General features: G+C 62.3%; 10 protein-coding genes, 1 tRNA gene and 2 pseudogenes. 4 read left to right on the plus strand and 9 right to left on the minus strand.

All coding sequences use genetic code 11. The features are described from left to right. Positions 1-225: 225 nt before the first annotated feature. Together ACVISU_RS37740 and ACVISU_RS37745 are read left to right on the plus strand one after the other, a co-directional pair. Positions 226-1023 (plus strand): lytic murein transglycosylase, encoded by a 798-nt coding sequence (locus ACVISU_RS37740; protein ID WP_050406681.1) that lies wholly within the window; start codon positions 226-228, stop codon positions 1021-1023. A gap of 101 nt (positions 1024-1124) precedes the next feature. Further along, positions 1125-1532, plus strand: a complete 408-nt coding sequence (locus ACVISU_RS37745; protein WP_050406680.1) for a hypothetical protein — start codon at positions 1125-1127, stop codon at positions 1530-1532. Positions 1533-1540: 8 nt separating this feature from the next. Here the strand turns inward: ACVISU_RS37745 and ACVISU_RS37750 are convergent, their stop codons facing one another. After that, positions 1541-1927 (minus strand): YciI family protein, encoded by a 387-nt coding sequence (locus ACVISU_RS37750; RefSeq protein ID WP_050406679.1) that lies wholly within the window; start codon positions 1925-1927, stop codon positions 1541-1543. A gap of 589 nt (positions 1928-2516) precedes the next feature. Between ACVISU_RS37750 and ACVISU_RS37755 the strand changes: the two genes are divergently transcribed. Beyond that, positions 2517-2590 (plus strand) — tRNA-Gly (locus tag ACVISU_RS37755). Between the two features lie 72 nt (positions 2591-2662). On the opposite strand, the gene ACVISU_RS37760 is transcribed toward ACVISU_RS37755, so the two are convergent. Then, positions 2663-3001 (minus strand): hypothetical protein, encoded by a 339-nt coding sequence (locus ACVISU_RS37760; protein WP_456710336.1) that lies wholly within the window; start codon positions 2999-3001, stop codon positions 2663-2665. Here ACVISU_RS37760 and ACVISU_RS37765 point away from each other — a divergent pair. Next, positions 3001-3954, plus strand: a pseudogene (locus tag ACVISU_RS37765) (acyl-CoA dehydrogenase family protein); the annotation flags it as partial. The gene ACVISU_RS37760 and the pseudogene ACVISU_RS37765 sit on opposite strands and share 1 nt — an antisense overlap. Before the next feature lie 675 nt (positions 3955-4629). On the opposite strand, the gene ACVISU_RS37770 reads toward ACVISU_RS37765, so the two are convergent. From ACVISU_RS37770 to ACVISU_RS37800, 7 genes and pseudogenes are all read right to left on the minus strand, one after another. After that, on the minus strand, positions 4630-6990 hold the full coding sequence (locus tag ACVISU_RS37770) for a molybdopterin-dependent oxidoreductase (protein ID WP_456710337.1): 2361 nt from the start codon (positions 6988-6990) through the stop codon (positions 4630-4632). A 127-nt stretch (positions 6991-7117) separates the two neighbouring features. Beyond that, positions 7118-7234 (minus strand): annotated as a pseudogene (locus ACVISU_RS37775) (transposase); the annotation flags it as partial. Positions 7235-8100: 866 nt separating this feature from the next. Further along, positions 8101-9075 (minus strand): amidohydrolase family protein, encoded by a 975-nt coding sequence (locus tag ACVISU_RS37780; RefSeq protein WP_456710338.1) that lies wholly within the window; start codon positions 9073-9075, stop codon positions 8101-8103. A 29-nt stretch (positions 9076-9104) separates the two neighbouring features. Next, positions 9105-10043 (minus strand): amidohydrolase family protein, encoded by a 939-nt coding sequence (locus ACVISU_RS37785; RefSeq protein WP_456710339.1) that lies wholly within the window; start codon positions 10041-10043, stop codon positions 9105-9107. A gap of 23 nt (positions 10044-10066) precedes the next feature. Further along, positions 10067-11380 (minus strand): MFS transporter, encoded by a 1314-nt coding sequence (locus ACVISU_RS37790; RefSeq protein WP_456710340.1) that lies wholly within the window; start codon positions 11378-11380, stop codon positions 10067-10069. A 77-nt stretch (positions 11381-11457) separates the two neighbouring features. Next, a complete protein-coding gene (locus ACVISU_RS37795) occupies positions 11458-12132 on the minus strand; it encodes an RraA family protein (RefSeq protein ID WP_050401586.1) in 675 nt (224 codons plus the stop codon). Positions 12133-12173: 41 nt separating this feature from the next. After that, the gene (locus tag ACVISU_RS37800) at positions 12174-13088 is read right to left on the minus strand and encodes a DUF1932 domain-containing protein (protein ID WP_456710341.1); all 915 of its coding nucleotides are present in this window, start codon (positions 13086-13088) and stop codon (positions 12174-12176) included.

Raw genomic sequence — 13088 nt, forward strand, 5'->3', positions numbered from 1 at the left:
GCGCCGTGTTGCGGGGCTCGCCCGTCGCGGTCGAATCCGCCGGAACGCAAGGGCCAAATGTCCCGGCCTGCCTGATCTGGCCGGGATGGCCAATCCGCTGCCGGCGACATATCGTGGCGGTCCGCGGCCGAATCTGAGGCGGATCGTTCATCGTCGGGTCATCTACATCAGGCCATCGTCAGCGCCCGGCAGGGGCAGCGGCACATTTTTCGGAGGAGGTTTCGGATGATCAGGGGCTGGCAGATTGCGACGTCGGCGCTCGCCATCGTCGTGATGGTTGCAACGCTGGGCGCAGAGGCGAAAGCGGCGCAATGCGGCAACGGGCCCGGCGGATTCGAAGCCTGGAAGGAGCAGTTTGCCGGCGAGGCGAGGGCCAAGGGCGTCGGCGCCACCGCGATCGACGCGTTGATGCAGGCGCACTACGCCAGTGCGACGATCGCCGCGGATCGCGGCCAGCGCAGTTTTGGCCTGTCGCTCGAGCAATTCATGGCCAAGCGGGGATCTGCGACCATCGTGGCGCGCGGCCGTTCGCTGAAGCAATCGCAGGCGGCCCTGTTCGCCTCGATCCAGCAGCGCTACGGCGTGCCGCCGGGGCCCTTGATCGCGATCTGGGGCATGGAGAGCGGCTTCGGCAGCCAGCGCGGCAACCAGAACATGCTGTCGTCGATCGCGACGCTTGCCTACGACTGCCGCCGTCCCGAGTTCTTCACCGACCAGCTCTATGCCGCGCTGAAGCTGATCGACCGCGGCAGTCTGTCCGGCAGCACGCGCGGCTCGATGCATGGCGAAATCGGCCAGACCCAGTTCATGCCGAAGAACGTCCTCGCCTATGGCACCGGCAATCTCGACGTCGCCGCTAATGCTCTGGCCTCCACGGCGAACTTCCTGCGCGCCAATGGCTGGCGCGCCGGCGCCGGCTATCAGCCGGGGGAACCCAATTTCGCCGCGATCGAGGCATGGAACGCCGCAGGGGTCTATCAGAAGGCGATCGCCATCATGGGACGGCAGATCGACGGCCAGTGAGCTTGGGGCCAAGTTCCTTCACCGCGAGTTCCTTCACCGCCTGTTAACGCAACGGTGCCCAGATCGTTTGCGGAGAAACGGAGCGAGTCGAGACAGGCTCCATGCTCAAGAACGGCACCTATGCGGCGTGGTTTCGAACGTCGCTCGCTGACGGCACCGGCATCGTGCATGTGGCCGACGGCAGGCTGTGGGGCAGCGACGCCATCATGCTCTACAGCGGCACCTATGAGGTCGACGGCGAGCGCTTCTCCGCCGTTCTCAAGGCCAGTCGGCATTCCGACGGTCATGCGACCGTGTTCGGCACCGACGACCTCGTGGTGCGGCTCGAGGGCATCTTCAGCGGCGCGATAGCGACCTGCAAGGGCAGGGCCGATGCCGTGCCCGATCTCGCCTTCGAGGTGACGCTGATTCCGAGCCAGGAGGCGGCACCCGAGCCGCCGCCGGATCTGCCGCTGCCGAAGTTCGATCCGAGCAAGCTGCCGAAATTGCCGAGACGCTCCAGCCGCTAAAGGACTCGCTACGCTTCGCTGGGACCTGCGGTTTCCGGAAACGGTGCGCCGGGGATATAGAGCTTCAGCGGGCGGATCTCGTAGACCGCCGACGGGTTGACGCTGCGCAAGTCGCGCGCCGCGGCGATCGCTTCGGCTTCATCGGCGCAATCGATCACGTAGAAGCCGAGCAGCTGCTCCTTGGTCTCCGAGAACGGGCCGTCGATCACCATGCCGTGGCCGGGCCCGCGCAGCGTGCTGGCGTTGCGGGTTTCGCCGAGGCGTGCAGCCGGTCCGAGCCGCCCCTTCAGCCGCTGATGGACCTCGCGCAGACCCGCCATGACGGCTGCGTCCTCGTCGGCACTCCACGACTTGACCTCGGCTTCGACGTGATAGGCCAGGATGGCATAAAGCATCTTGTAAGCTCCTCATTTCAAATACGGCAGGCGCCAAGGCGCGATGATTGTTCGGGCATGATCTCCGCGCAAATGCTTTGCGTTTGTCGGGGGAAAACCGCTTCGCACCGTGCCGGGTCATGCTTCTGGCTAGGACGTCTCGCGCCCACCCACGCCGACATTTCGTGTGTAGCGAACTGGCGGGTTTCTGTGCTGCGACAATGTATCCCGCCGGCGGCATGGCGGCGGCGAATCGCGTGGGCCCCGACAGGCAAAAAGGCGCGGCGGAATCGCTTCCGCCGCGCCCCCGGATTTGTTGTCTCGCTGGTCCAGGGCTGAGAGCGCCCCGATGCCAGGCTGATTACTCAGCGCCTAGCGGGCGATCCCAGCGAGGTGACAGCGCTTGAGACAAGACACTGGATCACCTCCTTTCTTTGTTGATGGGACCCGCAATATAGGTGGCGAATCTGCCGCTGTTAAGGCCGCCGTCCGCCCCATCCAGGCTAGGAACCGGGCGGATTGCACGGAAATGTTTGCGTTTACCGGACCACAAGGCCGTACGCCGTGGCAGTTGAGGCGGCCGTCCGGCCGTGTTAGGGGATCGTCCGACGCGGGTGTAGCTCAATGGTAGAGCAGCAGCCTTCCAAGCTGAATACGAGGGTTCGATTCCCTTCACCCGCTCCAATGTTTTCAAGCGCTTATCGGATTTCGTGATTTCCATTCCGACAAGAGCGCCGAATCCATTCCGACAATTGTTCACTTTCTGGCCGCTTGCTTGCGTCGTTTGATGCGCTTGATCTGTGCGTCCTGTTTGGCCTCATCGTCGTGATGAAGGTAGTGCGCCATCGCCTTGGTTGACGACCATTGGCCCTTCTTCATCAGCTGCGTTTCAGTGAGTCCGGACGTGCTCGCCTCGGTGGTCCCGCCGTGTCGACCAAACGAGGTGAAGGTCAGCTCAGGACGCAGGCCCGCGGCAAGAATGATCTTCTTCGAAATGCGCTCGACTTGTGTCAGCATTTCTCCCTTGCCGCTCCAGGGCAGACTGCTGCCATCTCGGCGTAGCATCAGGCCGCCCGTCGGCCGCAGTGCTTTCATGGCTGAAGCCGCCGCTCGCCGGTGAGATTCGCTCCTCGTTTGCGATGACGGAGCCCGACGTCGCCTCATCCGACGCGACCAATGTGGCCAGTTCGATCGTGCGCGACGGCGACGATTACGTGATCAACGGTCGCAAATGGTACACGACCGGTGCCACCGATCCGCGATGCAAGATCATCATCTTCATGGGGCAGACCGCCCCTGAGCATCCGGACCGTCACAAGCGTCAATCGATGATCCTGGTGCCGAAAGAGGCGCCCGGAGTGCGTGTCGTCCGCTCGTTGCCGGTGCTCGGATTTTACGGCGTGCCGGATCGTGCATCCGAGGTGATGTTCACCAATGTACGCGTGCCGGCCGCCAATATGCTGCTCGGCGAGGGACGCGGATTCGAGATCGCGCAAGGTCGGCTCGGGCCTGGACGCATCCATCATTGCATGCGGTTGATCGGCCTGTCCGAGCGGGTGCTAGAGCGCATGTGCCGGCGGGCGCTGAAACGTGTCGCGTTTGGCAAACCTCTCGCCGAGCAAACGGTGACGCTTGAGCGCGTGGCCGAAGCGCGCATGAAGATCGAGCAAGCGAGACTGCTGACTCTCAGGGCGGCCTATATGATGGACACCGTCGGCAACAAGGCTGCGCGGCAGGAAATCGCGATGATCAAGGTCGTCGCGCCGAACATGGCGCAGACGATTGTTGACTGGGCGATGCAGGCATTCGGTGGAGGCGGAACCAACAATGACCATTTCCTTTCTGCAGCGTTCGCTACGACCCGCTTGCTGCGACTGGCTGACGGACCCGACGAGGTCCACCGCAACCAGATAGGCAGGCTCGAGTTGCACCGTTGGCTTAATTCCGATTCTGCACGGACTGGTGGCGGAGCCGATCCGATGTCCCCAGAAGAATCTGAATCATGGTCCGCAGGAGGCCTGTGGCCACGTCCCAAGAGTCGATCCTAAACGGGGTTTTGAAGGTGAGGGGTCCTGGCGACCGCGTGTCGAAACTGCCGGGTCCACGTGCGCTTGTCGCAGGCCAACAGCTCGGTATTGGAAATCCCCAACGTTGCCGATTTGCGATTCTTCGCCGCAATGAAGCGGGGGCGATCGCCAGCAACTGGCTCGTTCCTTCTCTCGGTTTGGCTAATAGCGGGCGGAGTGCGAGTGACTCACGAACGAAAAGTGCACGTATTTGGTGCGGTTTCTGGTGCGGTCGTCGCGCTGCGGGCAACGAGGATCCAGTAAGATATTGATCTTCTTGGTGGGCCCGGCAGGACTCGAACCTGCAACCAGACTGTTATGAGGGGTGGGGCCAACCTGACCTCGCATGGGGCAAGGTTCTTCTCCAGCGGTTCAGCCAATGGGCACTTTTGCGTGCGAAATGCACCAATCTCGTTGCCCTCCGCGCAACCCGTTGAAATCACAGCAAATGCGAAGGCCCTTCGAGCGCACCATAAAAACACCGCGCACGACTTGGAGCGACCGAGCGGAGGAGAGAATGGACTAATAAGCTTTCATACAAAACCTCTCCAGTTCGCAACTGATAAGGAAATAGGCAAAACCTTATCAGTTCGATCTACGCTCGAGGTCTACCGAGTTCACCCGACGAAGCTATTCGGCGAGCCTCGGCCCGAAAGGTCAGCCATCGTGAATACGCCGCGAGCGTTCCTCGAAGGCGGCGATTTCACTTTGCTGGAGCCGCTCCAATCGAACCGCAACATGCTTGTGGTACGGCGTCGCCGCGATCGGATCGCAATTGCCGCTGTCGGTCAGAACGTTGACGCGGGGTCCGTTGCTGAGCCGTTGGCCATCGCGGGTCGGATAGCTCTGGCCGTAGCCATGCGGCAGCGCGAGCTGGCCCTGGCGCAGGCTGTCATCGGCCTTGCAACGGACCACGATCCGGCCCGCTGCCGACTCCACGGCGATCCACTCGCCGTCGCTCGCGCCGAGCTCGTCGAGGTCACGTTTATTGATCAACAGTGCGCCATCGGGGTCGTCACGCCGCCAAGCTGGGTCGCGGAAGATCTGATTGGCGTTGAACAGACGCCGCTGGCCGGCGGCGAGCACGAAAGGATAGTCTTTAGGTCGCTGCGCCGCCGCCGGATCGAGGCCACCGAGCCATTCGAGGAGTGGTGCAATGGCAAGGTGCACCTTGCGATCGGGATGGCTGATCAGCGACCACACGTCTTCATAGCCGTGCTCGGTGATGGCAACACCACTCCGCGCGCTGAAGATGGCATCGAACAAGGCGTCTCCAAGACCGGCGTCCGGTACCTCGCCACGTGATCCGAGCGCGCGTCGAACCGCCTCGGGCGATCGCTTGGCGCAGGCCTGCGCCGCCTGCCAGAGCGGCGCTGCGGCCGCCGTATCGTCCGGCAAGGTGGCCCCCAGGGTATGATAGAGAACGAGCGCGCCGACTGCGGAGCTTTGCGGATTGGCGCCCATGAAGGCGCGAAATGCTTGCGCGAACGCGGGCCGCGAATGGAAGGCGGCTTCGCGGAGTGGCGCCAACGCATTGTCGCCGGGCAGCAGTCCGAGCGCGCGAGCGAGCCGCGTATAGATTTCCGGCTCGGGCAGGGTGCCTTGCAGCGGTGACACCGCGCCTGAACGGACATGGAAGAAGTTCTTCGGGAATTCGAAATTGAACAGCGTGAACTCGGTCTTCTCGTACTGCGACGCTGCCGGCAGCACGTAGTGGGCGAGCCGGGCCGTTTCGGTCATGGCCACATCGACGACGACGCAGAGGTCAAGCGCACCAAGCGCCTTTTCCACTTCTGCCGTATTCGCCGCGGTGTTCGCGGGGTTGGAGCTGTCGATCCATACCGCGCGCAGGCGGTCGGGATGGTCGTTGAGCACCGCCTGCGGAAAGATGTTTGGCGGCAAAAGGCCTCCGATCACTTCGGTATCGGTCGCGGCGAATTTCTGGTTCGGAGAGTTGCCCCAGAGCGGCATGAGCCAGCTATGAAGCTGGTTGGTGCCTGGCCTGCCGAAGCTTCCGGTCAGCATGATCAGGAGCTTTTCCAGATAGGAGTTGAGCGTCGAATTGACGCCCTGCTGTATGCCGAGCTCAACACGGACCGTCATTGCCTTGGCTTCGCCAATCATGTCGGCGCAGCGTTCGATCTGGTCGAGCGGAATGTCAGCTGCCGCGGCCCACTCCATGACAGGAATGCGGAGCAGGGCGTCCTCCACCTCGGCGAAGCCCGTCGTATGCGCGGCGATGAATTCGGTGTCCAGCTTGTCCCGTCGCAGCAGGGTGGCGAGGATCGCTCCCAGCAGGAATGCATCCGTCCCGGGCCGCACGGCGAGATGCAGGTCGGCCATCTCGGCGGTCTCGGTACGGCGCGGATCAATCACGATCAGCTTGCGGGCTGGGTCCTTCCTGATCCGGTTTAGGTGGTCGCGCGCGTTAGGGAAGCCGTGGGCGATCCAGGGGTTGGCGCCGATCACGAATAAGAGATCGCAGTGATGCACGTCCTCCGCGGTGTGGCAGGTCTGGCTGCCGAACAGAAAACCGTTGACCCAGAAATCGCCGGTCTTCTCCTGCGACAGCGCGTTGAACACGTGGCACGAGCCGAGTGCGCGCAGGAAGCCAGTCGCGTAGGCGCCGCCGGCGTGATTGCCTTGACCGCCACCGCCATAGAGGGCGATGCTCTTGCCGCCGTGGCGGTCGACGACATCCTGGAGCCGGGTTGCGATCTCGGTGATCGCAGTATCCCAATCGATGGCGTCAAAGCCTCCATCGGGACGTCGCCGCAATGGCGTCGTCAACCGGTCTCGATGATGAGCATAGAAGGGAATGCGTGCCGCCTTGTTGCAGAGGTAGCCTTGCGACTTCGGATTGCCGCGATCACCCCGCACCTTAACGATGCGATCCTCCTCGACAAGGACCTCGACTCCGCAATTGACGTAGCAGATGTTGCAAGCGGTTTTCTTCCACCCTGCGTTCGACATCGCACTTCCTCCCGGATCGGTTGGCGCCGATATTATATGATACATGTAATAAAACAACTTGGGATATGGATATAGAGAGCCTGCGCGCTAGTTCCTCCTGATGCAGGGTGCATGCTGAGGTGTCGATTATCTGAACAGCCGCATCATGGGCAACGGCAAGCGAGGCCTTCGGCAGATCCCGCCATGGTGCCCCGGACCGCAAAGCCAAAAAGATGCTATTGAGGGCACGGCGATCATTCACGCGCGGCAGGCCACGTGGCTTATTGGGGAGCACCGGCTTTATGGCGATCCATTCATAGGCGGCAAGTTAGTAGCGCATGATTCGATGAACGCTCTGTTCCCGATGAGAGCGATGGTGTTCGCGGACGGTCGGCCCAAAATCGCAAAGGCAGCAAGCCGCCCATCCGCTGGCTCTACTTCAGCATTATGCAGGCGCCAAGAAGCACGAGGCGGTCGCCGATCGTGGTTACTTTGATTGAGAGGAGATACTAGCCCGCGAAGAGGCCGGCGTTGCAGTCACCTTGCCCAAACCATGACGTCGAACGCCAAGGCGGAGGGCCGGTTCGGCAAGCAGGACTTCGCCTACCTGCCTGATGAGGACGTCTACCGCTGCCCAATCCGGCCAGCTGCTGCCCTCACTACACCAACATCGAGCACGGAATGACGCTGCGCCGTTATTGGTCGACGGCAGCGTGCCAGAGCTGCGCGATTAAGAGCCAATGTACGCCATCCAAGGAGCGCCGCATCTCGCGTTGGGAGCATGACCATGTGGTCGAGGAGGTCCACAGACGGTCGATTCCAATCCCGACGCCGTGCGGAGACGGTCGAGCATCCCTTCGGCACGATCAAAGCCCGCATGGATGCGCCCCACTTCCTGCCGAGATGCGCTGCATGCTCTCACACGGTTGATGAACATCCTCGGCAAACAGAGCCTGATCGCAGCCATCCGCGCCGCCTGGCGGCCAGAACGTGCGTCCAAAAGCGCAATACCGCGTCGCGACAACCACTTTGGAAGGTCATGGACGATCCAACGCGAGAATATTGGCCGACGACCACGGCCGCGTGTCGCCCTATCCATTTACGCACGACAAAGACCCATTGTAGACATGGCTGGCAGATCCACGTAGCCTTCGCGGGGTGTTTGCTTCTCCAACGCTACAGAAAGCCGTACAATTGCCTCGGATTATCGACGAGGATTTTCTTGCGGGCAGTTTCATCCGGCGTCCACTGTGCCAACAGGTCGAACAGGCCCGCATCATCAGGCATGTGCTTTTCGCCGCGATGCGGCCAATCACTTCCCCAGACCATTCGCTCTGGCGCGGCCTTGGCGAATGCCTTCGCAACCTCGGTTGCATCGGCGTAGTTGGGAGGTCCGCTCGCAGTGTTGAGGTAAGCCCCGGAAAGTTTCATCCAGGTCCGTCCGCCATCAAGCAGCTTGCGGACCGCCGTATAGGCGCGATGATTGAGGCCTTGAGCGGGCGGCAAGCGGGCAATGTGATCGATCACCACCGGTGTCGGCAGTCGTGACAAGACGCTCTCGAGATCGGCGATCTGGTCGCCTGTCATGTAAACCTGAACGTGCCAGCCGAGCGGATGAACCTTTCTGGCCATCGTATCCAGGCGCTCGGCAGTCGTTACTCCCCATGATTGCGACGTCACAAAATTGACCCTGATGCCAACCGCGCCCTTCGCGGCCATCTGCGTTAGTTCCGCATCGGAAATATCGAGATCGACGACGACCACGGCGCGCGCCGAATTGCCGAATTGCGCGACACCGTCGAGCGTGGCGCGATTGTCGACGCCATAGGTCGACGGCGTCACCACGACCACGCGGCTGGTTCCGATGCGTTTTTGAAACGATCGGTAGGCCGGTACGTCGCTATCGATCACCGGCTCGCCTTTCCAGTGACTCGAAGCGGGAAACTGCCGCGAGAAGATGTGGATGTGGGAATCGCAAGCACCTTCCGGAACAGACGTCTTCGGAGGTTCGGTGCCCGACGAAAACGGCACCACCCCTTGTTGCGCCTCAGCGTGGCCGCCCTGCAGTCCGACCGCCGTCGACATCGCAAACAAGCCAGCCGCTTTTAAGACATCGCGCCGAGCGACTTCAGCACCATGGATTGCTTTCATGGGTTTTCTCCTGATGAGCGTCCGTGCGTTCAGAAGCCGTAGAGCGCAGCGGGGTTGTCGACGAGGATCTGCGCCTGCAGCTTTGCATCCGGTGCCGAAACAGCCAGCAGATCGAGCAGCACGGCATCATCGGGTTTTGCGTCGGCAGGCGACGTGGGATGCGGCCAATCGCTGCCCCAGACGAGCCTTTCGGGGGCAAGCTTGACGAAGGCCCGCGCAAGCCGGTTCCGGTCAGCATAGGTCGGCGCGCCGCTTTTCGAGAGAATGTAGGCGCCAGTCAGCTTCACCCATGCGCCGCGCGTTTCAATGAGCCTGGCGATCACGCCAAACGCCGGATGATCCGGGCCGGCTGGCTCGGGAAGGTGACCCATGTGGTCAAACACGACCGGGACAGGCAATCCCTCCAGAGTATCTTTCAGCTCAACGATCTTGTCGCCGTCCGACACGAGCTGGATATGCCAGCCGAACTCGGCGATCTTGCTGGCGACCGGCGCCAAGTCGTCTATCGGGGCGCCACCGGGAAGCCGTGTGCCGAACCGCACGCCGCGAATGCCGATGGCGTGGAGGCGTTTGATCTCGTCCGTTGTCACAGTGGCGTCGAGCATGGCGATACCACGTGCGTTGTTGCCGAACGCCTTGACCGATTCGACCAGCAGGCGATTGTCGGTCCCGTAGGTCGAAGGCTGCACTACCACGTTGCGCGCGAGCCCGAGCCGGTGCTGCAACTGGCGATAATTATCGACGCTGGCGTCCGGCGGCCGCAGCGTCGCGCTCGGCGCCGGCGGAAACCGGCTGTCGTAAATGTGATGGTGGCAGTCGGTCGCATTTGGCGGCACGGCGATTGATGGGGCCGCCGTGCCCGAAGACCAGGGCACCGGCTGGGCGAAGGCATGATGCGTTGTCGCGCCGAGCGCGGCGCCGGCCGAAAGCAACGCAAGGTAATGGCGGCGACTAATCAAGGTGATCACGTGTGACTCCCGTCCAAGCTGGCTCATGCTGCGGTCGAGGCCGCGCGTGCTTCGCGAGCGGCCGCACGGCCGAGAACGAGCACGCTGATGGCAGCGGCCGCATCGATCGCGGCAACCGGCAACATGCCGAGCGCGAAGCTCCCGGTTGACTCCTTGATCAGCCCGACGACGTTGACCATGATGCCGCCGCCGATCAGATTGGCGATGGCGTTGATGCCCGCGATGCCCGCGGCCAGCGTGGTGGCCGACAACCATCCGGATGACAACGCCCAGAACGGTCCCTTGAAGGCATAGGCGCCGACCAGCGCGCAGGATACGGCGGCAACGGTGGTCGCAAGGCTTCCGGACAAAGTGAGATAGGACAGGCCGAACGCCCCGAGCAGCAGGGGAAGCGCAGTGTGCCATTTCCGCTCGTCGCTCCGGTCGGAATGTCGACCCCACAGGATCATGAGCACCGTGGCGATGCCGTACGGAATCGCGTTGACGAAGCCGGTCTGCAGGTTGGTCAGGCCGAACGCCTTGAGGACCTGCGGTTGCCATACCGACAACACGCTGCCGGTTGCCGATGCGCCTGAGCAGACCAGCGCCATCGTCAGGAAGTACTTGTTGCGCGCGAGTTCCCACAGCGAGATGTGACCGACGGGCTTTTTATGCGAAGCCTCTTCGTCGAGACGGCCGATCAGCCATTCGCGCTGCGCGTCGCTCAGCCAGCTTGCGTCGCGCGGCTTGTCGGTCAGCACGAAAAGGCAGGTAATCCCGAGCAGAATCGTGGGAAGCCCTTCCAGGATGAACAGCCACTGCCAGCCCTTGAGACCGAGAACGCCGTCCAGTTCGAGCAGCGATACGGACAGCGGGGATCCGAGGAATGTCGCCAGCGGGATGGAAACCGTGAAGGTCGCAAGGATGCGCGCGCGGTATTCATTCGGCAGCCAGTACGTCAGATAGAGGATTGCGCCCGGAAAGAAGCCGGCTTCCGCAGCTCCCAGGATGAACCGCATCGCATACAGCGAGTACGGCCCGGTCACCAGACCCATGCAGGCCGTGATCAGTCCCCACGTGATCATGATCCGCGCGATCCAGCGGCGGGCACCGAAGCGCTGCAAGGCAAGATTGCTCGGAACTTCGACCAGGAAATAGGAAAAGAAGAACAGGCTCGCAGCGAAGCCGAACATCGCCGGCGTCAGCCCGAGATCCTTGTTCATCTGCAACGCGGCAAAACCGACATTGACCCTGTCGAGCAAGGCGAAGAAGTAGCAAACCATCAGGAACGGAACGAGCCGCAGAACGACCCGGCGTATCGTTGTCCGTTCGAGTGATTGCACAGACTGTTCGCTCACGTCCTTATCCTCCCCTGCGGTGTTCATGGTTGCGCGTGATGGCTCGTCCGAGTGCGACGCGCCGCGCAAACTGCTGATTAGACTCCTTCGCAGCCCGCCTCTTGGAGGGCGCGCTCGACCCAGGAGCGGTCAACGGTACCGGCCTTGATGGCTGCCATCGTCTTGGCTTCGCCTTGCTGCTTCTTGTTGGCGGCGTCATAGACCGCTTCGGTCTGTTCGTAGGGAATGCAGACAAAGCCGTCGTCGTCGCCGACGATCAAATCGCCGGGCTGAATGATCATGCCGTCGATCGCAATCGGCGCGTTCACCTCGCCCGGTCCATTCTTGTAGGGACCGCGATGCGTCACGCCCGCCGCGTAGACCGGAAATGAGTTCGCGCGGATCCAACCATAGTCACGCACGGCGCCGTTGATGATCACGCCCGCAACCCCGATCTGCTGCGCGTGTGATATCATTAGTTCTCCGATGATGGCGTTGGTCAGGTCGCCGCCGGCATCGACGACGATGACATCCCCGGCCTTGGCGCGATTGAGCGCAGCGTGGACCATGAGGTTGTCGCCGGGACGCTGCTTGACCGTCAGGGCAACGCCGGCCAGCGCGCCTCCCGCATGCAGCGGCCGCAAACGGGGGCCGCCATGCGTCATGCGGTTCATGGAGTCGCTGATGTTGGCGACCGCAATGGCCTTGAACTTTTCGACCGTGGCCTGTTCGACCTTGCGTTGGCGGGTGTGTATCTTGAATCCGATGGACATGACTAAATCCTGATGATGGGAGGCGTGAATGGAGAGTGTGGTCAGGCCTTCTTCGATCGTGTCAGACCGGCCTTGAATTCGATGGCGTCGAGCGCTTCCTGGTAGGTGCGCGGCACGATGCCCTTGAAGTGGTCCTTGAGACCGAGGCTTTCCTTCCAGCGCAGGCGCGCCGCGATCGCGCGCGCCATGATCGGCTCGACGCCGGCATCCTGGACGGCGTCCGCCGACATTTCGAGTTCCTCGGCGCGGCGCTTGGCGTGGATCACACCTGATGGTGTGAGGCTGTGCACGGTATCCATCCATGGCCGCGCAAGCGTCTTGGAGGCGGACGCAAGCACGATTTCGTCGATCCCGTATTGACGGGCTGCGAGCAGCATCTCGTCCGTCAGCGCTTCGATACCCTTGATGAGGACGGAGCGGAGAATCTTGATGCCGGATGCGGTACCGAGAACTTCGCCGGTGAATTCGATCTGCATTCCCCATGGAACGAGCCAGTCCCGAACGCGCTCGCCGGCGGGACCGCTTGACAGCATGCGCATGGAGTAGCCGTGAAGCGGCGTGCCTTCGATCGAGCCGTCGCCGAGAAGCGCGCCGCTCGACGCCAGCTTTTCCGCAACGCCCTTCTTGATTTTCGGCGTGGCAGAAGCGAAATCGAGAAATGTGTGCCTGTTGGTGAGAACCGGCGCAAAGGCGTCGGCGCTTTCGAGCGACGCCGAACCCGGCGTGACGCTGAAGATCAGGTCACTCGCGTCGGCCAGCTCCTTGTTTGAGCGCACCAGGGTGACGCCGGCTTCGCGCGCCCTGCTCTGAATAATATCGGAATAGGGGCCGTCGAATGCATATTTGTCGTAGCAGGCAATCTGCTGGAGGCCGGCCTTGCGGAGGCCCGCGCCGAGGGTGCTGCCGATCTCGCCATAACCGACGAGGCCAAGTCTGAACTGTTTGCGGTCTGCCAT

The organism is Bradyrhizobium sp. USDA 4452 (genome assembly GCF_054063575.1).

Coding starts and splice junctions, on each gene's coding strand:
- ACVISU_RS37740 (WP_050406681.1), top strand. CDS start 226: ATGATCAGGGGCTGGCAGATTGCGACGTCGGCGCTCGCCATCGTCGTG.
- ACVISU_RS37745 (WP_050406680.1), top strand. CDS start 1,125: ATGCTCAAGAACGGCACCTATGCGGCGTGGTTTCGAACGTCGCTCGCT.
- ACVISU_RS37750 (WP_050406679.1), bottom strand. CDS start 1,927: ATGCTTTATGCCATCCTGGCCTATCACGTCGAAGCCGAGGTCAAGTCG.
- ACVISU_RS37760 (WP_456710336.1), bottom strand. CDS start 3,001: ATGAAAGCACTGCGGCCGACGGGCGGCCTGATGCTACGCCGAGATGGC.
- ACVISU_RS37770 (WP_456710337.1), bottom strand. CDS start 6,990: ATGTATCATATAATATCGGCGCCAACCGATCCGGGAGGAAGTGCGATG.
- ACVISU_RS37780 (WP_456710338.1), bottom strand. CDS start 9,075: ATGAAAGCAATCCATGGTGCTGAAGTCGCTCGGCGCGATGTCTTAAAA.
- ACVISU_RS37795 (WP_050401586.1), bottom strand. CDS start 12,132: ATGTCCATCGGATTCAAGATACACACCCGCCAACGCAAGGTCGAACAG.
- ACVISU_RS37800 (WP_456710341.1), bottom strand. CDS start 13,088: ATGGCAGACCGCAAACAGTTCAGACTTGGCCTCGTCGGTTATGGCGAG.